This window comes from Pseudomonas syringae, from assembly GCF_001698815.1.
GTDB classification, from domain to species: Bacteria; Pseudomonadota; Gammaproteobacteria; order Pseudomonadales; family Pseudomonadaceae; genus Aquipseudomonas; species Aquipseudomonas syringae_A.
Genome location: NZ_LGSI01000032.1, coordinates 31655 through 55779 on the forward strand (window position 1 = coordinate 31655; position 24125 = coordinate 55779).

Annotated in this window: 19 protein-coding genes; 10 read left to right on the plus strand and 9 right to left on the minus strand. The window is 56.9% G+C overall.

What is annotated here, in order from left to right:
• Nucleotides 1–282: 282 nt before the first annotated feature.
• From AFK24_RS08115 to AFK24_RS08125, 3 genes are all read left to right on the plus strand, one after another.
• Nucleotides 283–792 (plus strand): sigma-70 family RNA polymerase sigma factor, encoded by a 510-nt coding sequence (locus AFK24_RS08115; protein WP_065832762.1) that lies wholly within the window; start codon nucleotides 283–285, stop codon nucleotides 790–792.
• On the plus strand, nucleotides 789–1736 hold the full coding sequence (locus tag AFK24_RS08120) for a FecR domain-containing protein (protein ID WP_065832763.1): 948 nt from the start codon (nucleotides 789–791) through the stop codon (nucleotides 1734–1736). The genes AFK24_RS08115 and AFK24_RS08120 overlap by 4 nt, the downstream gene beginning before the upstream one ends.
• Before the next feature lie 177 nt (nucleotides 1737–1913).
• On the plus strand, nucleotides 1914–4289 hold the full coding sequence (locus AFK24_RS08125; protein WP_139110470.1) for a TonB-dependent siderophore receptor: 2376 nt from the start codon (nucleotides 1914–1916) through the stop codon (nucleotides 4287–4289).
• Nucleotides 4290–4341: 52 nt separating this feature from the next.
• Here the strand turns inward: AFK24_RS08125 and mnmE are convergent, their stop codons facing one another.
• The 5 genes from mnmE to rpmH all read right to left on the minus strand — a co-directional run bounded on the left by mnmE (nucleotide 4342) and on the right by rpmH (nucleotide 8267).
• Complete coding sequence (mnmE, locus tag AFK24_RS08130) at nucleotides 4342–5712, minus strand: tRNA uridine-5-carboxymethylaminomethyl(34) synthesis GTPase MnmE (protein ID WP_065832765.1); 1371 nt, start codon at nucleotides 5710–5712, stop codon at nucleotides 4342–4344.
• A 79-nt stretch (nucleotides 5713–5791) separates the two neighbouring features.
• Nucleotides 5792–7474: a membrane protein insertase YidC gene (yidC, locus tag AFK24_RS08135; RefSeq protein WP_065832766.1), complete on the minus strand. Its 1683-nt coding sequence runs from the start codon at nucleotides 7472–7474 to the stop codon at nucleotides 5792–5794.
• 2 nt (nucleotides 7475–7476) lie between these two features.
• Nucleotides 7477–7722: a membrane protein insertion efficiency factor YidD gene (gene yidD / locus AFK24_RS08140; protein ID WP_020292031.1), complete on the minus strand. Its 246-nt coding sequence runs from the start codon at nucleotides 7720–7722 to the stop codon at nucleotides 7477–7479.
• Entirely contained in the window at nucleotides 7715–8116 is a 402-nt protein-coding gene (gene rnpA, locus AFK24_RS08145; RefSeq protein ID WP_020292030.1) for a ribonuclease P protein component, read from the minus strand. Before rnpA ends, yidD begins: the two co-directional genes overlap by 8 nt.
• A gap of 16 nt (nucleotides 8117–8132) precedes the next feature.
• A complete protein-coding gene (rpmH, locus tag AFK24_RS08150; protein WP_003213577.1) occupies nucleotides 8133–8267 on the minus strand; it encodes a 50S ribosomal protein L34 in 135 nt (44 codons plus the stop codon).
• Nucleotides 8268–8853: 586 nt separating this feature from the next.
• On the opposite strand from rpmH, the gene dnaA reads away from it, so the two are divergent.
• The 5 genes from dnaA to AFK24_RS08175 all read left to right on the plus strand — a co-directional run bounded on the left by dnaA (nucleotide 8854) and on the right by AFK24_RS08175 (nucleotide 17864).
• Nucleotides 8854–10362, plus strand: coding sequence for a chromosomal replication initiator protein DnaA (gene dnaA, locus AFK24_RS08155; protein WP_065832767.1), 1509 nt, complete (start codon nucleotides 8854–8856; stop codon nucleotides 10360–10362).
• Nucleotides 10363–10400: 38 nt separating this feature from the next.
• Nucleotides 10401–11504: a DNA polymerase III subunit beta gene (dnaN, locus tag AFK24_RS08160; protein WP_065832768.1), complete on the plus strand. Its 1104-nt coding sequence runs from the start codon at nucleotides 10401–10403 to the stop codon at nucleotides 11502–11504.
• A 29-nt stretch (nucleotides 11505–11533) separates the two neighbouring features.
• Entirely contained in the window at nucleotides 11534–12637 is a 1104-nt protein-coding gene (gene recF, locus AFK24_RS08165; RefSeq protein ID WP_065832769.1) for a DNA replication/repair protein RecF, read from the plus strand.
• A gap of 4 nt (nucleotides 12638–12641) precedes the next feature.
• The gene (gene gyrB / locus AFK24_RS08170) at nucleotides 12642–15059 is read left to right on the plus strand and encodes a DNA topoisomerase (ATP-hydrolyzing) subunit B (protein WP_065832770.1); all 2418 of its coding nucleotides are present in this window, start codon (nucleotides 12642–12644) and stop codon (nucleotides 15057–15059) included.
• 165 nt (nucleotides 15060–15224) lie between these two features.
• Nucleotides 15225–17864 carry an MGH1-like glycoside hydrolase domain-containing protein gene (locus AFK24_RS08175; RefSeq protein WP_065832771.1) on the plus strand — a complete coding sequence of 880 codons (2640 nt, stop codon included), beginning with the start codon at nucleotides 15225–15227 and terminating at the stop codon, nucleotides 17862–17864.
• A 193-nt stretch (nucleotides 17865–18057) separates the two neighbouring features.
• Here AFK24_RS08175 and AFK24_RS08180 read toward each other — a convergent pair whose 3' ends face one another.
• Genes AFK24_RS08180 through glyQ form a run of 4 tightly spaced genes read right to left on the minus strand, consistent with a single transcriptional unit; the run spans nucleotide 18058 to nucleotide 22450 of the window.
• Entirely contained in the window at nucleotides 18058–18828 is a 771-nt protein-coding gene (locus tag AFK24_RS08180; protein ID WP_065832772.1) for a lysophospholipid acyltransferase family protein, read from the minus strand.
• 48 nt (nucleotides 18829–18876) lie between these two features.
• On the minus strand, nucleotides 18877–19428 hold the full coding sequence (gmhB, locus tag AFK24_RS08185) for a D-glycero-beta-D-manno-heptose 1,7-bisphosphate 7-phosphatase (protein ID WP_065832773.1): 552 nt from the start codon (nucleotides 19426–19428) through the stop codon (nucleotides 18877–18879).
• Nucleotides 19429–19445: 17 nt separating this feature from the next.
• Nucleotides 19446–21500, minus strand: coding sequence for a glycine--tRNA ligase subunit beta (glyS, locus tag AFK24_RS08190; RefSeq protein WP_065832774.1), 2055 nt, complete (start codon nucleotides 21498–21500; stop codon nucleotides 19446–19448).
• Nucleotides 21497–22450: a glycine--tRNA ligase subunit alpha gene (gene glyQ / locus AFK24_RS08195; RefSeq protein WP_065832775.1), complete on the minus strand. Its 954-nt coding sequence runs from the start codon at nucleotides 22448–22450 to the stop codon at nucleotides 21497–21499. The genes glyS and glyQ overlap by 4 nt, the downstream gene beginning before the upstream one ends.
• 80 nt (nucleotides 22451–22530) lie before the next feature.
• On the opposite strand from glyQ, the gene AFK24_RS08200 reads away from it, so the two are divergent.
• Complete coding sequence (locus AFK24_RS08200) at nucleotides 22531–23082, plus strand: DNA-3-methyladenine glycosylase I (protein WP_065832776.1); 552 nt, start codon at nucleotides 22531–22533, stop codon at nucleotides 23080–23082.
• Nucleotides 23083–23120: 38 nt separating this feature from the next.
• Entirely contained in the window at nucleotides 23121–24008 is an 888-nt protein-coding gene (locus AFK24_RS08205) for a lysophospholipid acyltransferase (RefSeq protein ID WP_065832777.1), read from the plus strand.
• The last annotated feature ends 117 nt before the right edge of the window (nucleotides 24009–24125 follow it).

Below are 24125 nucleotides of genomic sequence, written 5' to 3' on the forward strand. Positions count from 1 at the left end.
CTGCCTTGAGCCTGTGGATTAAAACGGTACTTGTCCACAGGCAGGTTTTTCCTCAGGTTTAACCCCCGCTTATCAACCGAGCTAAAGGTGCGTTATACACAGGGCTTAATCGCGAAATTCTTTGAAATTGGCCAAAAAAATCAGTCTGGGCGACCTCATGGATCACGGGATTTTTATTAAGGGCCGTCAATAAATCCTGAAAAACGCGCGTATCGGCGCTCTTGTGGGTTCCAGAAACAAAAGCTAATAATAGGCATTATCATTAACTCGCTCTCCTTGCCTATGTCCTCTCAATCCCACACGACCGCAGTCCAGCGTATTTATGAGCAGCATCACTCGTGGTTGCATGGCTGGCTCAAGGGCAAGCTGTCCAATGCGTGCGATGCCGCCGATCTGGCTCACGATACGTTCGTGAGGATTCTCGGCTCGGCGAATGCGGCGCAGATCCGCGAGCCTCGGGACTACCTGGCAACTGTCGCTAGAGGGCTGGTCATTGACCGGTATCGACGACGCGCCATTGAGCAGGCTTACCTGCAATCCTTGGCTGCCCGACCTGAACTCACGGTCATCAGTGAAGAGGACAAGGCACTGATCATCGAAACTCTGGTCGCTGTGGATAAAACCCTGGCGAGCCTTGGCCCACGGGTCCATCGCATCTTTCTGCTGTCGCAGATCGATGGCCTGACTTATCAACAGATAGCCGAGCAGTTGCAGGTTTCCCTGACCACTGTGAAGAAGCACATGATTCGCGCGTTCACGGAATGCTCGATGCTCCTGGCGGGATTGGCATGATCAATGTGCCGGATCGCAAGGTTTTCCAGGCGGCGGCCAGTTGGTACGTGCAGTTTCAGGTGGAACCGCCGACGCCTGCCGAGCAACGCGCCTGGCTGAAATGGCTGAACAGTGATCCGACCCATCAGGCCGCTTGGAATCAGATGGAGCAACTGCAACGCGGGCTTGGTGCGTTACCGCCCGATCTGACGCGGCGCGCGCTGTCCGAGCCGCGCCAGCGTAGGGACATTCTCAAACTGATGCTGGTGATCGCCGGCGTCGGGTACGTGGGCTGGAATATCAAGCAGCACACCAGCCTGGGCAATGTCTGGGCTGATTACCGGACGCCTGTCGGCCAGCGTCAACACATAGAACTGGCCGATGGCAGTCAGATCGAGCTGAACACCGACACTGCTATCGACGTGGTGTTTGACGGTCAGCAACGCCTGATCCGCCTGCGCGAAGGCGAAATCCTTGTCCAGACCGGCAAACGCGGCGACACCCGGCCGTTTTTTGTCGAAACCCGCCAGGGCCGCGTTCAGGCGTTAGGCACGCGTTTCTCGGTTCGGCAACTGAAAACCACGACTCGGGTCGGCGTACTGGAAGACCAGGTCAGCCTGCTGCCAAAGGAACCCACCGGCAATCCGGTTCTACTCAGAGCAGGGGAAAGCGCAGATTTTGACGATCATCGCGCCAATCCGGAACGCTCCTTTACGCATGCCGAGGTGGCCTGGGTTGACGGGCAACTGGTGGTGCTCAACGCCCGCCTCGGGGATCTGATTGAGGAGCTGAGTCGCTATCGCCCGGGCGTTATGCACTGTGACGAGCACGCTGCACGATTGCGGGTATCGGGAGCGTTCCGTCTCGATGCCGTCGATGCGGTGCTGGCCAACCTGCAAGCGACGCTGCCAATTCGCGTCAGCCATTTCACCCGTTATTGGGTTTCGGTCAAGAGCACTGCCTGATCGAATCCCGCCTCAAAATAAATCTATCCACAGGGTTATCTTTTTTTTGCATGGCACGGCCCTACAGGTAAACGCGAAATTCAATCCTTCAGGGCCTTCAAGACCATGCGCTTTCCACCGCTCCCGCTTCGTGCTCGCCAGCGTCTTTTCCGACAATGCTTCAGCTACAGCCTGTTGATGGCCAGCGGCGTCGGCTTCGCTTTGGCGACAAACAGCGCCATTGCCGCCAGCGTTACGCAGAATTTCAATATCAGTGCCGGGCCGCTGGACAGCGCGTTGAGTCAGTTTGCCTCGGCGGCCAATGTGATTTTGTCGTTTTCTCCTGAGCAGACCGCCAATCGCCGCAGCTCCGGGCTGCAAGGTAATTACTCGGTCGAGCAGGGTTTCGCCGTATTGCTGCAGGGTTCCCGGCTGCAAGTCGTGGCGCAGGCGCCGGGCAGTTACATCCTGCAGCCGGTCCCGGAGAACGGGTCAGTGGTGCTCGGCCCCACCAATGTGAACAGTTTCCAGGCGGATGAGGCCAGTCAGGGCCGCACGCTGGATGTGGGTTACAAGGCTGAAAAGAGCCGCATCGGCACCAAGACCGACACGCCGCTGTCGGAAACGCCGCGCTCGGTGTCCGTGGTAACCGGCCAGCGCATGAAAGATCAGAAAACCCAAACCCTCACCGAAGCCCTCGGCTATGTACCAGGCATTTTCGCGCCACCCTTTGCGGCTGGGGATAACTTGGCGGGTGATCTGTTTTTCATCCGTGGTTTCAACGCTACCGATTATGGCTACGGCCTGTTGCGTGACGGTTTGCGTGTGCAGGGCAATCGTTATGACACCACCACCGAGCCCTACGGGCTGGAGCGGGTCGAAGTATTTCGTGGGCCTTCGTCGATTTTGTACGGGGAAAATGCGCCGGGCGGGCTAGTCAATGTTGTGAGCAAACGCCCGACTGCCATTCCCCAAGGCGAAGTTCAGCTCAGTTATGGCTCGAATAATCGCCGTCAGCTGGGTGTGGATATCTCGGGTCCGCTGGACGACAGCGGCAATATTCTCGGGCGCGTGGTCATGATGGGCCGTAAGGCCGATACACAAACCGATCATGTCCCGGACGACCGTATTTACATCGCGCCATCCATGACTCTGAACTTCGACGACTACAACACGCTGACCTTACTGACCAACTACCAGAAAGATCACACCAACATGGAGCTTGGCCTGCCTGCCGCTGGCACCCTGTTGCGCAATCCCAATGGCAAGCTGGACAAGGACACCATGCTCGGCGTGCCGGACTGGAACACCTTCGAGCGCGAAACCTGGAGTGCGGGCTACGAGTTCAGCCACAGCTTCAACGACGATTGGCAGTTCCGGCAGAACTCGCGCTATTTGCAGTCGCGGATTACTCGCCACGAGACTTGGCCGGGCAATCTGAATAACGCAGGCTTTGGCACCTTGCTGAACGTTACCGCTTACGACCGTTACAACAAGTCCATGGTGTATTCGCTGGATAACCAGCTCGAAGGCAAATTCAACGCCGGTGGACTGGAGAACACCGTGCTCTTCGGCGCCAGTTTCGACCGAACTTCATTCAGCCAGGACTGGGATGCCGGTTCGGCCGGGCGCATCAATATCTACAACCCTATTTATACACAGGACCCGGTGACTTCAATTGCCGTGCAGAACACCCTGCTCGAACAGCAGATGCAGGGTTTGTATGCGCAGATCCAGAGTAAGTACGACAACTGGATCTTCCTGTTGGGCGGGCGTCAGGATTGGGTCGAGAGTGATTTCCGCAACAAACTGGCGCCTGCCAGCGATATCAACTCCAACGATCAGAAATTCACCTATCAGGGCGGGGTGATGTACCAGTTCGACAACGGCCTGACGCCGTATGTCAGCTATTCCACCGCATTTGTCCCGGTGCAACAGATTTCCAACGGCGGTTCGCCGCTGGACCCGATTACCAGCGAGCAATATGAAGTGGGTTTGAAATACGAACCAGCGGGCTGGAACACCACCATGACCGCGTCGGTCTTCGACTTGCGCAAAAAAGACGACACCTATTTCGATTCAACCAGCGCCAGTTACCGCCAGGTGGGCAAAAGCCGCTCCAAGGGCGTGGAGCTGGAGGTCAACAGTGACATCAATCGCAACCTGAATCTGACGGCTTCCTACACCTACACCGATGCCCGGGTGATCAAGGACACCGCCGGCTCGTTGATCGAAGGTCATCAAATCACCGGCGTGCCGCGTAATCAGGCATCGGCCTGGGCCAAATACCGCTTTCTTGATGGCTATCTGAACGGACTACACGTTGGCGGCGGCATTCGCTACTTCGACAGCACCTTTGCCTACACGGCAAGTTCGCTGTACGGCAAGCTTGATTCTGGTGACGTGACGCTGGTGGATGCGGCTATCGGTTATCAGATCGACAAGAACTGGTCAGTGGATCTGAACGCCAAGAACCTGTTCGACAAGGAATATGTATCGGGCTGTAACGATGCCGGCCGCTGCTATTGGGGGGACAGCCGAACTTTGCTGGGTTCGGTCAGCTACAACTGGTAAGCCTGTGGATAAGTTATTGGCGGCCGGAGTTCGCTGACCTGGCCGCAAATAATTATTTGCCGATGCAAAAGCTGGAAAATATTCGACCCAACAGGTCGTCCGAGCTGAATGCACCGGTAATTTCCGCCAGGGACTGCTGCGCCTGACGCAGATCTTCGGCCAATAACTCTCCGGCGCCCGCCAACGTCAGCTGCGCCCTGCCATGTTCAAGCGAGCCACTGGCATGACGCAGCGCCTCCAAATGGCGTCGACGTGCGCTGAAGCTGCTTTCAGAGGTCTGCTCGTAACCCATGCAGGCCTTGAGATGTTCGCGCAGCAAATCCAGACCTTGCCCTTCTGCCTTGGCACTCAGGCTAATCGTTACGTGGCCATCGGCGCTGGTTTGCATCTCGATCAGATCGCCGCTCAAATCCGCCTTGTTGCGAATCAGGGTGACTTTTGCCGGATCGGGCCGCTGTTCGAGAAATTCAGGCCACAGTGAAAAAGGATCCACAGCTTCCGGGGCGGTGGAATCCACCACCAACAGAATCCGATCGGCCTCGCCAATCGCCTTGAGCGCACGTTCCACGCCGATTTTCTCCACCTGATCCTCGGTATCGCGCAAACCGGCGGTGTCTACAACGTGCAGCGGCATGCCATCGATGTGGATATGTTCGCGCAGGATATCCCGCGTGGTGCCAGCAATCTCGGTGACGATGGCCGCCTCTTTGCCTGCCAGCGCGTTCAAGAGGCTTGATTTACCGGCGTTGGGTCGACCGGCGATGACCACGGTCATCCCATCCCGTAATAGCGCGCCCTGCCCGGCTTCGCGCAGCACTGTGGATAACTCATCACGCACCGCATCCAGCATATTCAGCACATGGCCATCAGCGAGGAAGTCGATTTCTTCCTCTGGAAAGTCGATTGCCGCTTCCACATAGATACGCAGGCTGATCAATTTCTCGGTCAAGTTATCCACACGCCGGGAAAAAGCGCCCTGCAACGAGCGCAAAGCATTGCGTGCGGCCTGGGCCGAACTGGCTTCGATCAGGTCAGCAATCGCCTCGGCCTGGGCCAGGTCCAGCTTGTCGTTGAGGAACGCTCGCTCGCTGAATTCACCCGGACGCGCCAGGCGACTGCCCAGTTGCAGGCATCTTTGCAGCAGCATATCCAGAACCACCGGGCCGCCATGGCCTTGCAATTCGAGGACGTCTTCGCCGGTAAACGAGTTAGGTCCCGGAAAATACAGGGCAATGCCTTCGTCAATGACCTGCCCGGCTTCGTCGGCAAATGGTCCGTAATGAGCAAAACGCGGTTTAAGTTCGCGGCCGGTAATAGCGGCTGCCGCCTTGCTCGCCAACGGGCCGGATATACGCACAATGCCTACACCGCCGCGGCCCTGGGCGGTGGCGATGGCAGCAATGGTTTCACGTGGGACATTCATGGTCCGGCTCCTGGAGCAAATGACGGATAGCAAAACGCCCCACTAGGGGGCGCCTTGTACAACTTATTCACAGGTTAGATCAGGCTTCGGCTTTCTTGGCCGCCGCTTCGATCTTGCGAGTGATGTACGCCTGCTGAGTAATGGACAGGGTGTTGTTCACAACCCAGTACAGAACCAGACCAGCCGGGAACCACAGGAAGAAGAACGTGAAGATGATTGGCATCAGCTTCATGACCTTGGCCTGCATCGGATCCGGAGGTGTAGGGTTCAAACGCTGCTGGATGAACATCGTGGCGCCCATGATGATCGGCAGGATGAAGAACGGATCCTTGATCGACAGGTCGGTAATCCACAACAGCCACGGGGCCTGGCGCATTTCAACGCTTTCAAGCAGAACCCAGTACAGCGACAGGAACACCGGCATTTGTACAAGGATAGGCAAGCATCCACCCAGCGGGTTGATCTTTTCCTTCTTGTACAACTCCATCATGGCCTGCGACATTTTCTGCCGGTCATCGCCATGCTGCTCTTTCAGAATGGCGAGTTTCGGTGCAACTGCACGCATACGAGCCATGGATTTGTAACTGGCTGCCGACAGAGGGAAGAAAAGCCCTTTGATCAGCATGGTCAGGAAGATAATCGACCAACCCCAGTTACCCACAATGGCGTGGATGTGTTGCAGCAGCCAGAAAATCGGTTGAGCGATGAACCACAGAATGCCGTAGTCGACCGTCAGTTCCAGACCTGGGGATAACTCTTTGAGCACTGCCTGGCTTTTCGGGCCGGCATACAACGTAGCGGTCGCTTCACCTTTGGCACCTGGCGCAACGGTCAACGCCGGGCCAGTGAAACCAATGATGTAGTTGCCCTGGCTGTCCTTACGAGTGGTAACAGCATTGCTGTTGTTCTTGTCAGGAATCCAGGCCGTTACGAAGTAGTGCTGCAGCCATGCAACCCAACCACCTTGTACGGTTTCCTTGATCGAACCCTTGTCGATGTCTTTCATCGACACCTTTTTGTAGGGTTCCGAAGGTGTCCACAGAGCGGCACCCAGATAAGTCGCGGTACCGGTAGCAGTGGTCGACGATGGATCGGAACTGGCGTCGCGCTTGAGTTGCGCGAACATGTTACCGGACCAAGGCTGAGCGCTCTGGTTATCGATCACATAGCTGACAACCAGGTCATACAGGCCGCGCTTGAACGTAAAGCGCTTGATGTAATTGACGCCGTTATCCGTGAATTTCAGATCAACGACCAGTTGCTCTTGACCGTCAACCAGCTGATAAGACTTCTGCGCTGTCGAGTAAACAGGGCGACCGGCTGGACGAGCGTCCGGGCCGTTCACGCCGGTCAGACCACTTTGTGCCAGGAAGATACGCTCGCCGCCGTTATCAAACAGCTGGAACGGAACGTCCGGGTGGTCCTGACGACGTGGATAAAGCGGCAGTCGCAGCTGCACGACATCGCCACCAACCGGGTCGATTTCGAGATTGAGCACATCCGTTTTGACCTGGATGAGATCTTTGCTGGTTGCAACCGGGGTTTCGATTGGAGCAGTCGCATCGCCGCTGGCGCTAGGAACATCGGCACTTGCAGAAGCATTCGTACCTGCAGCCGTATCCGGAATAGCCGGTGCGGTGGTGCTGGCAGCAACATTCTGAGTCGGCAGGGCGGCCTGGCCGTAGTCTTGGTTCCATTTCAGAACCCCGACGTAGGTCACGATTGCCAGGGCGACGATCAGGATCGTGCGTTTAATATCCATGATTACTCGGCCATCGAAGAAGAACGGGAGGTGGGGACAGGTGGAACCGGGTCATAGCCACCGGCATTCCACGGATGACAGCGACCTAATCGACGAAAGGTCAGCCAGCCACCGCGTAGAAGGCCATGATTTTCAATGGCTTCATACGCGTAGCAGGAGCAACTGGGGTAGAAACGACAGTGACTGGCCATCAGCGGGCTGATGGCGTAGCGGTAAAACTGGATCGGAACGAGCGCCAGCTTACGCATCGGTACTGTCTACCCCTACAGTTTCGGTTTTTGCAGCAGGAGCCGGCTGACTACGCGCCAGACGCTTCCAGAGCTTGCCGAAATGCTGAATCAATTCGGGGTTTTCTATTTCACCCAACCCTTTGCGCGCGACAATCACGATATCCCAACCGACCAAATTATCTTGGTGTTGACGAAATGATTCGCGCATCAGGCGTTTCAAGCGGTTGCGCTCAACGGAGAGTTTGACGCTCTTTTTACCGATAACCAGCCCCAGACGGGGATGATCAAGGTCGTTATTGCGCGCAAGGAGCAGGAGATTTTTCCCCGGAACCTTGCCGGTAGGGGAGTCAAAGACTGCCTTGAAATGCCGGGGAGTAAGCAAACGCTTTTCCCGACTGAAGTCCTGACTCACCTCCAGTGCCGGATTATCAAACTGCCAGACGCGCACGACCTTTGGCGCGGCGACGCGACAGGACGGCACGGCCGTTCTTGGTAGCCATGCGAGCACGGAAACCGTGAGTACGAGCGCGTTTGATAGTGCTTGGTTGGAAAGTACGTTTCATGTCGTGTTACCTGGTTCGTCCACAACGGGCCGGAATGGCCCCCGTTTTAAGAGACCGGGGATTCTAGAGAAACCGCGCGTCTAGGTCAATTTCCAACCAGTGTTTCCTTCATTTACTTCTTCAGGGCCTTTTTAGCCGATCCCTCAGATTGATTCGAAATGGATGACGGCGCTAGATATAGAAATAAAGAAGGAAAGTATTTAAAGCTTCTTTATAAAGCTTATTAAAGCTAGGGAGGCACCTGTCTGTGGATAACTGACCTCAGCCCAGTAAACACATGGCGTACAGAGAATGACAACACTGTCGAGAAACGGTGCTCTGCCTGTGCTGCGCTGTCGGAAAAGCTGTGCATGGAATGCCTTGTTATCCACAGGTGGGTTATCCACAGACTTTCGACCCGACTTATGCAATGAGCTGAGGTAGGGTTATCCACAGAGCTTATCCACATGCCGTTCGTCGCGTAATTTTCCCATAAAAGCCTGATTCCAAGCGTTTTGTAAGCAAGCTACATGTGGATAAGTCGCGCTCTGATCGTTACAATGGCCGCTTGTTTTTGCCTCACCGGCTTTCGACTTAGGGGATATCCGTGTCAGTGGAACTTTGGCAGCGCTGCGTAGAGCTTTTGCGCGATGAGCTGCCTGCCCAGCAATTCAACACCTGGATCCGTCCGCTACAGGTCGAAGCCGAAGGCGACGAGTTGCGCGTGTATGCGCCGAACCGCTTTGTTCTCGATTGGGTCAATGAAAAATACCTGAGTCGCCTGCTTGAGCTGCTTGGCGAACACGGCCAGGGTCTGGCACCTGCCCTTTCCTTATTAATAGGCAGCAAGCGCAGTTCTGCTCCTCGGGCGGCACCCAATGCGCCCTTGGCCGCAGCAGCCTCTCAGGCGATGGCGTCCAATCAGGTAGCCGCCGCTGCGCCAGCTCACGTCTCGACCCCAGCCCCTGTGCAATCAATGCCTGTCCATGACGAACCGTCGCGGGCCAGCTTTGATCCAATGGCGGGGGCGAGTTCCCAGCAGGCACCAGCGCGTGCCGAACAGCGCACCGTTCAGGTTGAAGGTGCGCTCAAGCACACCAGTTACTTGAACCGCACCTTCACCTTTGAAAACTTCGTCGAAGGTAAGTCCAACCAGCTGGCGCGAGCCGCCGCCTGGCAAGTCGCGGACAACCCCAAGCACGGTTACAACCCACTGTTCCTTTATGGCGGTGTTGGCCTGGGTAAAACCCACTTGATGCACGCTGTGGGTAACCATCTATTAAAGAAGAACCCGAATGCCAAGGTTGTGTACCTGCATTCGGAGCGCTTCGTGGCCGACATGGTCAAGGCGCTGCAACTGAATGCCATCAACGAGTTCAAGCGCTTCTACCGTTCGGTGGATGCATTGCTGATCGATGACATTCAATTCTTTGCCCGCAAAGAGCGTTCTCAAGAAGAATTCTTCCATACTTTCAACGCGTTACTTGAAGGTGGCCAACAGGTCATCCTGACCAGTGATCGTTATCCGAAAGAGATCGAAGGCCTTGAAGAACGTCTGAAATCGCGTTTCGGCTGGGGCCTGACCGTTGCGGTCGAGCCGCCCGAGCTGGAAACCCGGGTTGCGATTCTGATGAAGAAAGCGGATCAGGCGAAAGTGGATCTGCCACACGACGCTGCGTTCTTCATCGCTCAACGCATCCGTTCCAACGTCCGTGAACTCGAAGGCGCACTTAAGCGCGTCATTGCGCACTCGCACTTCATGGGGCGCGACATCACCATCGAGCTGATTCGCGAATCGCTGAAAGACCTGCTGGCGCTGCAAGACAAGCTGGTGAGTGTGGATAACATTCAGCGCACCGTGGCCGAGTATTACAAGATCAAGATCTCCGATCTGTTGTCCAAGCGTCGTTCCCGATCGGTGGCTCGTCCGCGCCAGGTGGCGATGGCGTTGTCCAAAGAACTGACCAACCACAGCTTGCCCGAGATTGGCGACGTGTTTGGCGGCCGTGACCATACAACGGTCTTGCACGCATGCCGCAAGATCAACGAGCTTAAGGAATCCGACGCGGATATCCGCGAGGACTACAAGAACCTGCTGCGTACTCTGACTACCTGATGACACCAGCGCAGCTTATTAAGGCAAGGGACTAGACCATGCATTTCACCATTCAACGCGAAGCCCTGTTGAAACCCCTGCAATTGGTCGCCGGCGTGGTTGAACGCCGCCAGACCTTGCCGGTGCTCTCCAATGTGTTGCTAGTTGTTCAAGGCCAACAGCTTTCGCTGACCGGTACTGACCTTGAGGTCGAACTCGTCGGCCGCGTCCAGTTGGAAGAACCTGCTGAGCCGGGCGAAATCACCGTACCTGCGCGCAAGCTGATGGATATCTGCAAAAGCTTGCCCAACGACGCGCTGATCGATATCAAACTTGATGATGCCAAGCTGGTCGTCAAGGCGGGTCGCAGCCGCTTCACCTTGTCGACGCTGCCAGCCAACGACTTCCCAACCGTGGAAGAAGGTCCGGGTTCCCTGACGTTCAACCTGGTGCAGAGCAAACTGCGTCGCCTGATCGAACGCACCAGTTTTGCCATGGCTCAGCAGGACGTGCGCTACTACCTCAACGGTATGTTGCTGGAAGTCAGCGCCGGGATCCTGCGCGCTGTTGCCACCGACGGTCACCGTCTGGCCATGTGCTCGATGACGGCAGACATCGAACAGGCAGATCGTCATCAGGTCATCGTGCCGCGCAAAGGTATTCTGGAGCTGGCACGACTGCTGACCGAGCAAGACGGCATCGTCAGCATTGTGTTGGGTCAGCATCACATTCGCGCCACTACCGGCGAGTTCACGTTCACCTCGAAACTCGTCGACGGCAAATTCCCTGACTACGAGCGCGTTCTGCCAAAAGGCGGCGACAAACTGGTACTCGGCGATCGTCAGGCGCTGCGCGAAGCCTTCAGCCGCACGGCGATTCTTTCCAACGAGAAGTATCGCGGTATTCGTCTGCAATTGGCCGCTGGCCAGCTGAAAATTCAGGCTAACAACCCGGAGCAGGAAGAAGCGGAAGAAGAGATCAGCGTTGACTACAACGGCGGTTCGCTGGAAATCGGCTTCAACGTCAGCTACTTGCTGGACGTCCTGGGTGTGATGACCACTGAACAGGTTCGCCTGATTCTGTCCGACTCCAACAGCAGCGCCTTGGTGCAAGAATCGGACAACGACGATTCCGCCTACGTCGTCATGCCGATGCGGCTGTAATCAGCATGCTCATGTTCAGCGGAATCTAGATGTCTCTCAGCCGCGTCTCGGTCACCGGGGTGCGCAATCTGCACCCGGTGACTTTTTCCCCTTCCCCGCGTATCAACATCCTTCACGGTGAAAATGGCAGTGGCAAAACCAGCGTGCTGGAAGCCATCCATTTGCTCGGTCTCGCCCGATCCTTTCGCAGCGCTCGTTTGCTTCCCGTCATCCAGTATGAACAACCGTCTTGTACGGTCTTTGGCCAGGTCGAACTGGCCGAAGGCGGACATAGCAGCTTGGGTGTTTCACGGGATCGCCAGGGCGACTTTCAGATCCGCATCGATGGCCAGAATGCACGCAGCGCTGCGCAGCTCGCTGAGACATTACCGCTGCAGCTGATCAACCCGGACAGTTTTCGATTGCTCGAAGGTGCACCGAAGATCCGCAGGCAGTTCCTCGACTGGGGAGTGTTCCACGTGGAACCTCGTTTCATGTCGACGTGGCAGCGCCTTCAGAAGGCCTTGAGGCAGCGGAACTCATGGCTGCGGCATGGTACACTTGACGTCGCTTCGCAAGCGGCATGGGATCGCGAGCTGTGCCTGGCCAGCGATGAAATAGATGAGTTTCGCCGAGCATACATCAAGGCTTTGAAGCCAGTCTTTGAACAAACCTTGAGCGAGCTGGTTGAGCTCGAAGGTTTGACCCTGAGCTACTACCGAGGATGGGATAAAGAAAAAGAGCTGAGCACGGTGCTCGCTTCTTCTCTCCATCGGGATCAGCAAATGGGCCATACACAGGCCGGACCACAACGCGCTGATTTGCGCCTTAGATTAGGTGCACATAACGCCGCAGATATTTTGTCCCGGGGTCAGCAGAAGTTAGTGGTCTGTGCGCTGCGTATTGCCCAAGGACATCTCGTTAGCCAGGCTCGACGCGGCCAATGTATTTACCTGGTGGATGACTTGCCGTCGGAACTCGATGAGCGTCACCGCCTGGCACTTTGCCGTTTGCTGGAAGAATTACGCTGCCAGGTTTTTATCACCTGTGTAGACCACGAATTATTGAGGGAAGGCTGGCAGACGGAAACGCCAGTTGCTTTGTTCCACGTGGAACAAGGCCGTATCACCCAGACCCACGACCATCGGGAGTGATTGCATGAGCGAAAACCAAACGTACGACTCCTCCAGCATTAAAGTGCTGAAAGGGCTAGATGCCGTACGCAAGCGTCCCGGTATGTACATCGGTGACACTGACGATGGCAGCGGTCTACACCACATGGTGTTCGAGGTGGTTGATAACTCGATCGACGAAGCTTTGGCTGGCCATTGCGACGACATCAGCATCATCATCCACCCAGACGAATCGATTACCGTCCGTGACAACGGTCGCGGCATTCCGGTAGACGTACACAAAGAAGAAGGCGTATCGGCGGCAGAGGTCATCATGACCGTGCTCCACGCTGGCGGTAAGTTCGATGACAACTCCTACAAAGTATCCGGTGGCCTGCACGGTGTAGGTGTTTCGGTTGTGAACGCGCTTTCCGAATTGTTGCTGTTGACTGTGCGTCGCAGCGGCAAGATCTGGGAACAGACCTACATCCATGGTGTTCCACAGGAACCTATGCGCATTGTTGGCGAGAGCGATTCCACCGGTACCGAGATCCACTTCAAGCCATCGGCTGACACCTTCAAGAACATCCACTTCAGCTGGGACATCCTGGCCAAGCGGATTCGTGAACTGTCTTTCCTGAACTCCGGTGTCGGCATCGTCCTTAAAGATGAACGCAGCGGCAAGGAAGAACTGTTCAAGTACGAAGGCGGTTTGCGTGCGTTCGTTGAATACCTGAACACTAACAAGACTCCGGTCAACCAGGTGTTCCACTTCAACATTCAGCGCGAAGATGGCATCGGTGTCGAGATCGCGTTGCAGTGGAACGATAGCTTTAACGAGAACCTGTTGTGCTTCACCAACAACATTCCTCAGCGTGATGGCGGTACTCACCTGGTGGGTTTCCGTTCTGCACTGACGCGTAACCTGAACACCTACATCGAGCAGGAAGGTCTGGCCAAGAAGCACAAGGTCGCGACCACCGGTGACGATGCGCGTGAAGGTCTGACGGCGATCATTTCGGTGAAAGTGCCAGATCCTAAGTTCAGCTCGCAGACCAAGGACAAGCTGGTTTCGTCCGAAGTGAAAACTGCGGTCGAACAAGAGATGGGCAAACACTTCTCTGACTTCCTGCTGGAAAACCCGAACGAAGCCAAAGCCGTTGTCGGCAAGATGATCGACGCCGCGCGCGCTCGTGAAGCTGCACGCAAGGCCCGTGAGATGACTCGCCGTAAAGGCGCGTTGGACATCGCTGGCTTGCCAGGCAAACTGGCCGACTGCCAAGAGAAAGACCCTGCCCTTTCCGAACTGTATCTGGTGGAAGGGGACTCTGCTGGCGGCTCAGCCAAGCAGGGGCGTAACCGTAAAACCCAGGCGATCCTGCCACTCAAGGGCAAGATCCTCAACGTCGAGAAAGCTCGTTTCGACAAGATGATCTCTTCGCAGGAAGTGGGCACCTTGATCACCGCGCTCGGCTGCGGCATTGGTCGCGACGAATACAACATCGCCAAACTGCGCTACCACAACATCATCATCATGACCGATGCTGACGTCGACGGTTCGCACATCCGCACCTTGCTGCTGACCTTCTTCTTCCGTCAGTTGCCTGAGCTGATCGAGCGTGGCTACATCTACATCGCTCAACCGCCGCTGTACAAGGTCAAGAAAGGCAAGCAGGAGCAGTACATCAAAGACGATGAGGCCATGGAAGAGTACATGACCCAATCGGCTCTCGAAGATGCCAGCCTGCACTTGAACGAGTCGGCGCCGGGTATTTCCGGTCCACAACTGGAGCGCCTGGTTAACGATTTCCGCATGGTCATGAAGACCCTCAAGCGCCTGTCGCGTTTGTATCCTCAGGAACTGACCGAGCATTTCGTTTATCTGCCACCGGTAAGCCTGGAACAGCTTTCGGATCACGAAGGCATGCAAGCCTGGCTTGCCCTGCTCGACGCGCGTCTGCGCGTTGGCGAGAAGTCCGGTCTGGTTTACAAAGCCAGCCTGCGTGAAGATCGCGAACGTAACGTCTGGCTGCCAGAGGTCGAACTGATCTCCCACGGCCTGTCCAACTACGTGACCTTCAACCGTGACTTCTTCGGCAGCAACGATTACAAGACTGTGACCGCTCTGGGTCTGCAGATCAGTACGTTGCTGGAAGAAGGCGCCTACGTACAGCGTGGCGAACGCAAGAAGCCGGTCAGCGAGTTCAAGGAAGCCCTTGCCTGGCTGATGGCAGAAAGCACCAAGCGCCACACCATCCAGCGCTACAAAGGTCTGGGCGAAATGAACCCGGATCAGCTGTGGGAAACCACGATGGACCCATCGGTACGCCGCATGCTCAAGGTCACCATCGAAGACGCAATCGGCGCCGACCAGATCTTCAACACCCTGATGGGTGATGCGGTCGAGCCTCGTCGTGACTTCATCGAAAGCAATGCCTTGGCGGTGTCCAACCTCGATTTCTAAGAGGTTGCACCACTAAACAAATCAGGCCAACGTTGATTCAGCGTTGGCCTTTTTTGTGGGTGGCGTAAAAGGTTGAACAGCACCTGAATAATCAATAAGCCAGTGTGCCGTTCAGTTACGAGCGCCGTACACTTCCCCCATCTGTTTCCACCTTTGGAAGTCCTGATGCCTGCAAAGCCTGCGCCCAGCATTCTGAACACCGTCGAAGGTCAGCGGCTGACTGACATTGATGCTGAGCGATGGCGCGAGTGGGGGCCTTATCTCAGCGAACGTCAGTGGGGCACGGTCCGTGAGGACTACAGCGCCGATGGCGATGCATGGAATTATTTTCCCCATGACCACGCGCGCAGTCGGGCGTATCGCTGGGGTGAAGACGGGATTGCCGGCTTCTCGGACAAGTCCCAGCACTGGTGCCTGGGGCTTGGATTGTGGAATGAGCGCGACCCGATCCTGAAGGAGCGCTTGTTCGGCTTGAACAACGCTGAAGGCAACCACGGCGAAGACGTCAAGGAGCTGTATTTCTACGTCGATGGTGTGCCGAGTCATGCCTACATGCGCATGCTCTATAAATATCCACAGGCTGCTTTCCCCTATGAGCAGCTCGTCAGCGAGAATGCGCGACGAGGGCTGGCCGATACTGAATATGAAATTCTTGATACCGGCGTGTTCGACGATGACCGCTATTTCGATGTAGCCGTCGAATACGCCAAGCGCCAGCCAGACGATATCTTCATGCGCATCACTGTGCACAATCGCAGTGATCAACCGGCCCGGCTGCATGTGTTGCCGCAGCTTTGGGCGCGCAATATCTGGAGCTGGACCGAGAACGCTGCGATGCCTTCATTGCGCCTGAAGGCGCAGCAAGTACTGGCTCAGCATCCCGAGCAACACGCCAAAGTCGCCAAGGCATGGAGTGCGGATGCCGCGTGTGAATGGCTGTTCTGCAACAACGACACCAATACAGTGAAGCTGGGAAGAGAACCAACTCCCGGGCCATTCAAGGACGGGATCAACGATTACCTGCTGGCGGGCGACGAGCAGGCCATCGACCGCAATACCGGCACCCGCGCCGCAGCCCACTTCTTACTCGACGTGGAAGGCCACGCCAGTCAGGTCATCTACCTGCGTTTCTGTCCGACTGATGCACATGCGGTTGATGCAGAAGCGTTATTCACCCAACGTAAATCCGAGGCGGATAGCTTCTACGCGGCGCTGCAACATGAACTGGCTGATGCCGATGCGCGCAATGTGCAGCGTCAGGCCTTGGCGGGATTGCTCTGGTCAAAGCAGCTGTACTCTTTCGATGTGAATTGCTGGCTCAATGGCGATCCCACGCAATCACCGCCCTCCCCCGAACGCGTCAACGTGCGCAACAAGCATTGGCGACACCTGTCGAATTTCGACATCGTGTGCATGCCGGACAAGTGGGAATATCCGTGGTATGCCTCTTGGGACCAAGCGTTTCAAGCGGTTGCTGTTGCGCTGATCGATACCGAGTTCGCCAAGCAGCAATTGCTGATGCTGGTTCAGGATCGTTTCATGCACCCCAACGGTCAGCTGCCCGCTTATGAATGGCGCTTCGATGACGCTAACCCACCGGTGCATGCCTGGGCGACCTGGCGGGTTTACAAGATGGAACAAGCGTTGAAGGGCGAAGGCGATGCGGACTTCCTGGAGCGAATTTTCCACAAGCTGCTGCTGAATTTCTCCTGGTGGGTGAACCGAAAAGACGCCGAAGGCCGTAATCTTTTCCAGGGAGGTTTTCTTGGGCTGGATAACATCGCGCTGTTCGACCGCTCTGCCGAGCTGCCGCCGGGCTACCAGCTGGATCAGGCCGATGGTACCGCGTGGATCGCCGCTTATGCGCTGGACTTGATGCGCATCGCGCTGGAGTTGGCCAAGCGCAACGCGGCGTATGTGGATATCTCAGTGAAGTTTTTCGAACACTTTCTGTATATCGCGGGTGCGATCAACTCGGTTGACGATGATGCCGAAGGTCTTTGGGACGAGCAGGACGGGTTCTTCTACGACATGTTGCGCTGCCCGAATGGCGAACGCCAACCCGTGCGCTTTCGTTCCATCGTTGGCTTGATGCCGTTGTTCGCAGTGCAGGTTCTGGAGCAACGCGAGCATGAAGGTTTGCCGGGGCTGCGCGACCGGCTTCTGGCGTTCCTGAAACACCGTCCGGACCTCGCCCGGCTGGTTTCGCGCTGGACAGAGCCGGGCAAGGGTAATCGCCTGCTGCTGGCGTTGCTCAGGGGCCAGCGCACCAAAGATCTGCTCAAGCGAATGCTCGACGAGTCAGAGTTCCTGTCCGAGTTCGGTGTGCGTTCCGTTTCCAAAGCCTATGCCGCCAATCCGTTCAAGATGCGTATGAATGGCGACTCGCTGTGCGCCGATTACCAGCCCGCCGAATCACCCTCGCGGCTGTTCGGTGGCAATTCCAATTGGCGTGGGCCGCTGTGGATGCCGATTAACTACATGCTGATCGAGTCGCTGCGTGAATTTCATCGCTATTACGACGAGAACTTCTCCATCGAGTTTCCGACCCATTCAGGCTATCTGGCGTCGCTTGATGAAGTGGCCGATGAACTCAGCGCGCGCCTGACTCGCTTGTTTCTCAAGGATAGCAACGGCAGTCGACCTTCGATGGTGGGCTATCCGCAGCTGCAAGCCGATCCGCAAAGCAGCGATCTGCTGTTGTTCCACGAATATTTCCATGGCGAAACCGGACGTGGTTTGGGCGCGTCCCATCAGACCGGATGGAGCGCGTTGGTTGCGCTGCTTTTACAGCCCAAGAAGTAGCTGAGCATGACGCTTATGAGCTGACCGAATAGCCATAAAAAAACCGACTTTAATGAAGTCGGTTTTTTCTGCTCAGAAAAACTTATGCACGTTTTTGGCTCATTAATGAGCAATCGAAATAAGCAGCAAAATTAAGGGGTTGCCAGCGTTTTTTGCAGTTTTTGCGAAAACGGTGCACAGGTTATCCACAAAATCACACCGCCGCTTTTTCGTTGCTCGTCGTCGGTGCAGCCACTGAACCCATCGCCACCTGTGTCGCTTCATTCCAGGCCTGAACACGGTCATTCAATGCAGCAATGGCACGCGGCCCTGTGCCTTCGGCATACATCGGTGCGCCGATGACAACCTGGATCGTGCCGGGTTTTTTCGCCCAGCCTTCCTTCGGCCAATACCTGCCGGCGTTATGCGCAATTGGCAGCACCGGCAGATCGGCGTTGACCGCCAAGGCGGTGCCGCCTCGGGAGAACTTGCCGACCTGACCAAACGGCACACGTGTGCCTTCAGGGAAGATCAATACCCAGACGCCATCCTTGAGCAGCTCATGACCCTTCTTCGCGATTTCCTTCAGCGCCGCCTTGGGATTCTCACGATCAATTGCGATAGGTCGCAGCATGGCCATGGCCCAGCCAAAGAACGGTACGTAGAGCAATTCACGCTTGAGCACCTGGCTCAGAGGCTCGAAATGTGCGGAAAGGAAGAACGTTTCCCAGGTGCTCTGGTGGTTGGAAATGATCACGCAGGGCGTCGTCGGGACGTTTTCCTGGCCGATCACTTCGACGCGAATGTTGAGAAATACCCGCGTGAGCCACAATGCGCAGCGGCACCAGTACACATTGATGAAACGATAGCGTGCGCGAAACGGCAGGAACGGCGCGATAAAGAAACTCAAGGTGCACCACAGCAGCGAACTGGTGCCCAGCAGCAGGTAAAAGACAAAGGTTCTGATTGCCTGCATGATCGACATAGCTACTTTTACCGTACGGGACTTATGCCCGCTCAATGAAGCGTACCGCTATTGATTCTGCGGAGCGCTCTTGTGGATAAGTTCTGCGGCAACTGCCGCCAGATCGTCAAAAACCAAAGTACCCGTGGGCAGCGTTCCAGCCAGCGTCTTACTGCCCTTGCCGGTCTTTACCAAAACCGGTTGAGAGTCGACGGCCAGCGCGGCCTGCAGGTCACCACTGCTGTCACCTACAAACCATATACCCGCCAGATCCACAGCGTAGTGATTTGCGATGGTCTGCAACATGCCCGGCTTTGGCTTGCGGCAAGCGCAGCCTTCGTCCGGACCATGTGGGCAATAAACGATCAAACCGACTTCACCGCCCTGCCCGGCCACCAGTTCGCGCAAGCGCGCATGCATGGCCTCAAGCGTGGCAATGTCGTAATAGCCCCGGGCGATGCCGGACTGGTTAGTGGCCACTGCCACCGTCCAGCCGGCCTTGCTCAGTTGTGCAATCGCTTCGATCGATCCGGGGATCGGAATCCACTCCTGCACCGACTTTATGTAACTGTCGGAGTCATGATTGATGACTCCGTCCCGATCAAGGATCAACAGCTTCACGATTCGCCCCTCAGCGATCAACCCAGCAGCGAGATATCCGCAACGCCCAGGAACAGCCCGCGCAGACGTGCCAGCAACGCATAGCGGTTGGCCCGCACGCTGGCGTCTTCGGCGTTGACCATCACGGCCTCGAAGAACGCGTCGACCGGCTCACGCAAGGCAGCCAGACGCGCGAGGGTTTCGCTGTACTGACGAGCAGCAGCCATTGGCGCAACGGCCTGGTCCGCTTGCTGGATCGCCGAGTACAAGGAGAACTCATGCGCATTGTCGAAATACTTGGGCTCAACGGTCTGGGCAATCTTGCCTTCGGCTTTGCTCAGCAGATTCGACACACGCTTGTTGACCGAGGCCAACGCTGCCGCTTCGGGCAACTTGCGGAACGCCTGAACGGCTTGCACGCGCTGATCGAAGTCGAGTGCCGAACCCGGTTGCAGGGCACGCACCGACAGGTAAACCGCAACCTCGACACCTTCGTCTTCGTAACGGGCACGCAGACGGTCGAAGATGAACTCCAGCACCTGCTCGGCTAGACCAGCAGGTTTGATCTTGGTGCCGAACTGATTAACCGCGAATTTCACGGTTTCGATCAGATCCAGATCCAGTTGTTTCTCGATCAGGATGCGCAGGATGCCCAGCGCTGCACGACGCAGTGCATACGGGTCTTTGCTGCCGGTCGGCAACATGCCGATCCCGAAAATCCCGACCAGGGTGTCGAGCTTGTCCGCGATGGCAACCGCAGCGCCCGTCAACGTGGTCGGCAGCTCTGCACCCGCGCCACGCGGCATGTACTGCTCGTTCAGCGCCAGAGCGACGTCTTCTGCTTCGCCGTCGGCCTTGGCGTAGTAATACCCGGCAATACCCTGCATTTCAGGGAATTCGCCGACCATTTCGGTCGCCAGATCGCACTTAGACAGCAGCCCGGCGCGCGCGGCGCGTTGTGCGTCGCCGCCAATGCGTGGGGCAATGAATGCCGCCAGTTTGGCAACACGCTCGGCCTTGTCGAAGACGCTGCCCAACTGCGCCTGGAACACGACGTTTTGCAGGCGCTGGTTGAAGGTTTCCAGCTTCTGCTTCTTGTCCTGCTTGAAGAAGAATTCGGCGTCGGTCAGGCGTGGGCGAACGACTTTCTCGTTACCCAGGACGATTTGCTGCGGATCCTTGCTTTCGATGTTCGCGACCGTAATGAAGCGCGGCAGCAATTTACCGTCGGCATCCAGCAGGCAGAAATACTTCTGGTTGTCCTGCATGGTGGTGATCAAGGCTTCCTGCGGTACTTCAAGGAAGCGCTCTTCGAACGAACACACCAGCGGCACTGGCCATTCGACCAGCGAGGTCACTTCGTCCAACAGGGCTGGCGGCACGATGGCGGTGCCTTCGTGTTGAGTTGCCAGTTCTTCGACGCGCTTGGTGATGATCAGGCGACGTTCATTGAAGTCGGCCAACACATAGGCGGCGCGCAGGTCGCTCAGGTAGCTGGCTGGCGAAGTGATACGCACGCTTTCCGGGTGATGGAAGCGGTGACCACGGGATTCGCGACCGGAAGTCTGCGCCAGGATCGTGCAGTCGATCACTTGATCGCCGAACAACATGACCAGCCATTGGGTCGGACGGACGAACTCCTCCTTGCGAGCACCCCAGCGCATGCGCTTGGGAATCGGCAGGTCGTTCAGCGAATCTTCAACGATAGTCGGCAGCAGGCTTGCCGTCGCTTTGCCAGCGATGCTCTGGCTGTAGCGCAACTTCGGGCCGCTCTGATCGATTTCACTCAGATCGACGCCGCACTTCTTGGCGAAACCCAATGCAGCCTGGGTCGGATTACCTTCAGCATCGAAGGCGGCCTGACGTGGTGGGCCATCGAGATTGACGCTGCGATCCGGTTGTTGGGTCGACAGATCGGTGATCAGCACAGCCAGACGACGCGGCGCGCCGTACACCTGCTTGGCGCTGAACGTCAGACCTGCAGCGAGCAAGCCTTTTTCGATACCGGCCAGAAAGGCATCGGCCAAGGTGTTGAGCGCTTTCGGCGGCAGCTCTTCGGTGCCCAGTTCAACCAGGAAATCTTGAGCACTCATTGTTGCGCCTCCAGCTTAGCCAACACTTCATCACGTAAATCAGGCGGTGCCATCGGGAAGCCCAGCTTGGCGCGGGCCATCAGATAAGCTTGCGCAACCGAACGGGCCAGGGTGCGCACACGCAGGATGTATTGCTGACGTGCGGTGACGGAAATCGCCCGACGCGCATCCAGCAGGTTGAAGGTGTGCGACGCCTTCAGGACCATTTCATAGCTCGGCAGCGGCAACGGCTGATCCAGTTCGATCAGGCGCTTGGCTTCGCTTTCATAGAAATCGAACAGTTCGAACAGCTTCTCGACGTTAGCGTGCTCGAAGTTGTAGGTCGATTGCTCGACTTCGTTCTGGTGGAACACGTCGCCATACGTCACGCGACCGAATGGACCGTCTGCCCAGACCAGGTCATAGACCGAGTCGACGTTCTGCAGGTACATGGCCAGGCGTTCCAGGCCGTAAGTGATTTCGCCGGTCACCGGGTAGCATTCGATGCCGCCCGCTTGCTGGAAGTAGGTGAACTGCGAGACTTCCATGCCGTTGAGCCAGATTTCCCAGCCCAGACCCCAGGCGCCGAGTGTCGGCGATTCCCAGTTGTCTTCGACGAAACGCACGTCGTGGACCAGCGGGTCCAGGCCGACATGCTTCAGCGAGCCCAGGTACAACTCCTGAAAGTTGTCCGGGTTCGGCTTGAGCACCACTTGGAACTGGTAGTAATGCTGCAAGCGGTTAGGGTTTTCGCCATAACGGCCATCTGTAGGACGACGGCTTGGCTGTACGTAGGCTGCGTTCCAGGTTTCCGGGCCGACGGCGCGCAGAAACGTGGCAGTGTGGAAAGTGCCGGCGCCTACTTCCATATCGTAGGGCTGAAGTACCACACAACCTTGCTCGGCCCAGTATTGCTGGAGGGCGAGGATCAAGTCTTGGAAGGTACGCACGGCTGGCGTAGGCTGGCTCACGAAATTCACCTGTACTGGGGCTGCGATTTAAAGAGCGGGAGTATACCCGATTCGGCTGCGCCTCCACCCTTGGGAGCCCTATGGCACGCTGCTTTTGGTGCAACGATGACCCTGTTTACATCGATTATCACGATCTGGAGTGGGGCGTACCGCTGCGCGATGCGCAGAAGCTCTTCGAGTTGCTTTTGCTCGAAGGGTTCCAGGCGGGCCTTTCATGGATCACGGTTCTGAAGAAACGCCCGCGTTATCGTCAGGTCATGTTCGGTTTTGACGTGCAACGTGTCGCCGCCATGACTGACGCCGATATCGAGGCGCTGATGCTCGAACCGGGCATTATTCGCAACCGCCTCAAACTGAACGCCGCGCGCCGCAACGCCAGAGCCTGGTTGGCTTTGGACAATCCGGTGGAGTTTCTCTGGTCCTTCGTTGGCGGGCAGCAGAAGGTCAATCACTTCAAGGATCGCAGCCAGGTTCCGGCCATCACGCCAGAGGCCGAAGCCATGAGCAAAGCCTTGAAGAAGGCCGGCTTCACGTTCGTCGGACCGACCATTTGCTACGCCTACATGCAGTCCAGCGGCATGGTCATGGATCACACCATCGACTGTGATCGCTACGCGGTTTTGACTCGCTGATGGTTACAATGGCCGCCTTGAGATTTAGGGAGTGATCTGTGGAAAAGTTTAAAGGCGCCCTGATGGTTGGCGCATTGCGCCTGTTTGCCCTGCTGCCATGGCGCGTTGTGCAGTGGGTTGGCACCGGCATCGGCTGGCTGATGTGGAAGTTGCCGAACCGCTCCCGTGAAGTGGCGCGGATCAATCTGGCCAAGTGCTTCCCGGAAATGGACGCCGCCGAACGCGAGCGTCTGGTCGGGCAGAGTTTGATGGACATCGGCAAGACCTTGACCGAAAGCGCCTGCGCCTGGATCTGGCCTGCTCAGAAATCCATCGATCTGGTGCGCGAAGTCGAAGGTCTCGACGTACTCAAGGAAGCGCTGGCGTCCGGCAAGGGCGTGGTCGGCATCACCAGCCACCTGGGCAACTGGGAAGTGCTCAATCACTTCTATTGCAGCCAATGCAAACCGATCATTTTCTATCGGCCGCCAAAGCTCAAGGCGGTGGACGACCTGCTGCGCAAACAGCGTGTGCAACTGGGCAACCGCGTCGCGGCGTCCACCAAGGAAGGCATTCTCAGTGTCATCAAGGAAGTGCGCAAAGGCGGCTCGGTGGGCATTCCGGCTGATCCGGAACCTGCGGAATCGGCGGGCATCTTCGTGCCATTCTTCGCCACTCAGGCCCTGACCAGCAAGTTCGTGCCCAACATGCTGGCGGGCGGCAAAGCTGTCGGCGTATTCCTGCATGCCATGCGCCTGCCGGACGGTTCGGGTTACAAAGTCGTGCTCGAAGCCGCGCCGGAAGCGATGTACAGCACCGACGCCGCAACCTCGGCTGCGGCCATGAGCAAAGTCGTCGAGAAATACGTGCGGGCGTATCCGAGCCAATACATGTGGACGATGAAACGCTTCAAGAAGCGTCCGGCCGGGGAAAAGCGCTGGTATTGAAAGCCGCCGCCCGGCTCAACGCGACCCGCAGCAACCGTAGGACCGGCTTTAGCCGGGAGAGGGTCGGCACATCAGGCGCATCTTCTTCATGCAGATGACGTTCTCCCGGCTAAAGCC

What these genes read in the sequence shown, in the direction of transcription:
- AFK24_RS08115 (WP_065832762.1), top strand. Translation starts at nt 283, where the DNA reads ATGTCCTCTCAATCCCACACGACCGCAGTCCAGCGTATTTATGAGCAG.
- AFK24_RS08120 (WP_065832763.1), top strand. Translation starts at nt 789, where the DNA reads ATGATCAATGTGCCGGATCGCAAGGTTTTCCAGGCGGCGGCCAGTTGG.
- AFK24_RS08125 (WP_139110470.1), top strand. Translation starts at nt 1,914, where the DNA reads ATGGCCAGCGGCGTCGGCTTCGCTTTGGCGACAAACAGCGCCATTGCC.
- mnmE (WP_065832765.1), bottom strand. Translation starts at nt 5,712, where the DNA reads ATGAATGTCCCACGTGAAACCATTGCTGCCATCGCCACCGCCCAGGGC.
- yidC (WP_065832766.1), bottom strand. Translation starts at nt 7,474, where the DNA reads ATGGATATTAAACGCACGATCCTGATCGTCGCCCTGGCAATCGTGACC.
- yidD (WP_020292031.1), bottom strand. Translation starts at nt 7,722, where the DNA reads ATGCGTAAGCTGGCGCTCGTTCCGATCCAGTTTTACCGCTACGCCATC.
- rpmH (WP_003213577.1), bottom strand. Translation starts at nt 8,267, where the DNA reads ATGAAACGTACTTTCCAACCAAGCACTATCAAACGCGCTCGTACTCAC.
- dnaN (WP_065832768.1), top strand. Translation starts at nt 10,401, where the DNA reads ATGCATTTCACCATTCAACGCGAAGCCCTGTTGAAACCCCTGCAATTG.
- recF (WP_065832769.1), top strand. Translation starts at nt 11,534, where the DNA reads ATGTCTCTCAGCCGCGTCTCGGTCACCGGGGTGCGCAATCTGCACCCG.
- gyrB (WP_065832770.1), top strand. Translation starts at nt 12,642, where the DNA reads ATGAGCGAAAACCAAACGTACGACTCCTCCAGCATTAAAGTGCTGAAA.
- AFK24_RS08175 (WP_065832771.1), top strand. Translation starts at nt 15,225, where the DNA reads ATGCCTGCAAAGCCTGCGCCCAGCATTCTGAACACCGTCGAAGGTCAG.
- AFK24_RS08180 (WP_065832772.1), bottom strand. Translation starts at nt 18,828, where the DNA reads ATGTCGATCATGCAGGCAATCAGAACCTTTGTCTTTTACCTGCTGCTG.
- glyS (WP_065832774.1), bottom strand. Translation starts at nt 21,500, where the DNA reads ATGAGTGCTCAAGATTTCCTGGTTGAACTGGGCACCGAAGAGCTGCCG.
- AFK24_RS08200 (WP_065832776.1), top strand. Translation starts at nt 22,531, where the DNA reads ATGGCACGCTGCTTTTGGTGCAACGATGACCCTGTTTACATCGATTAT.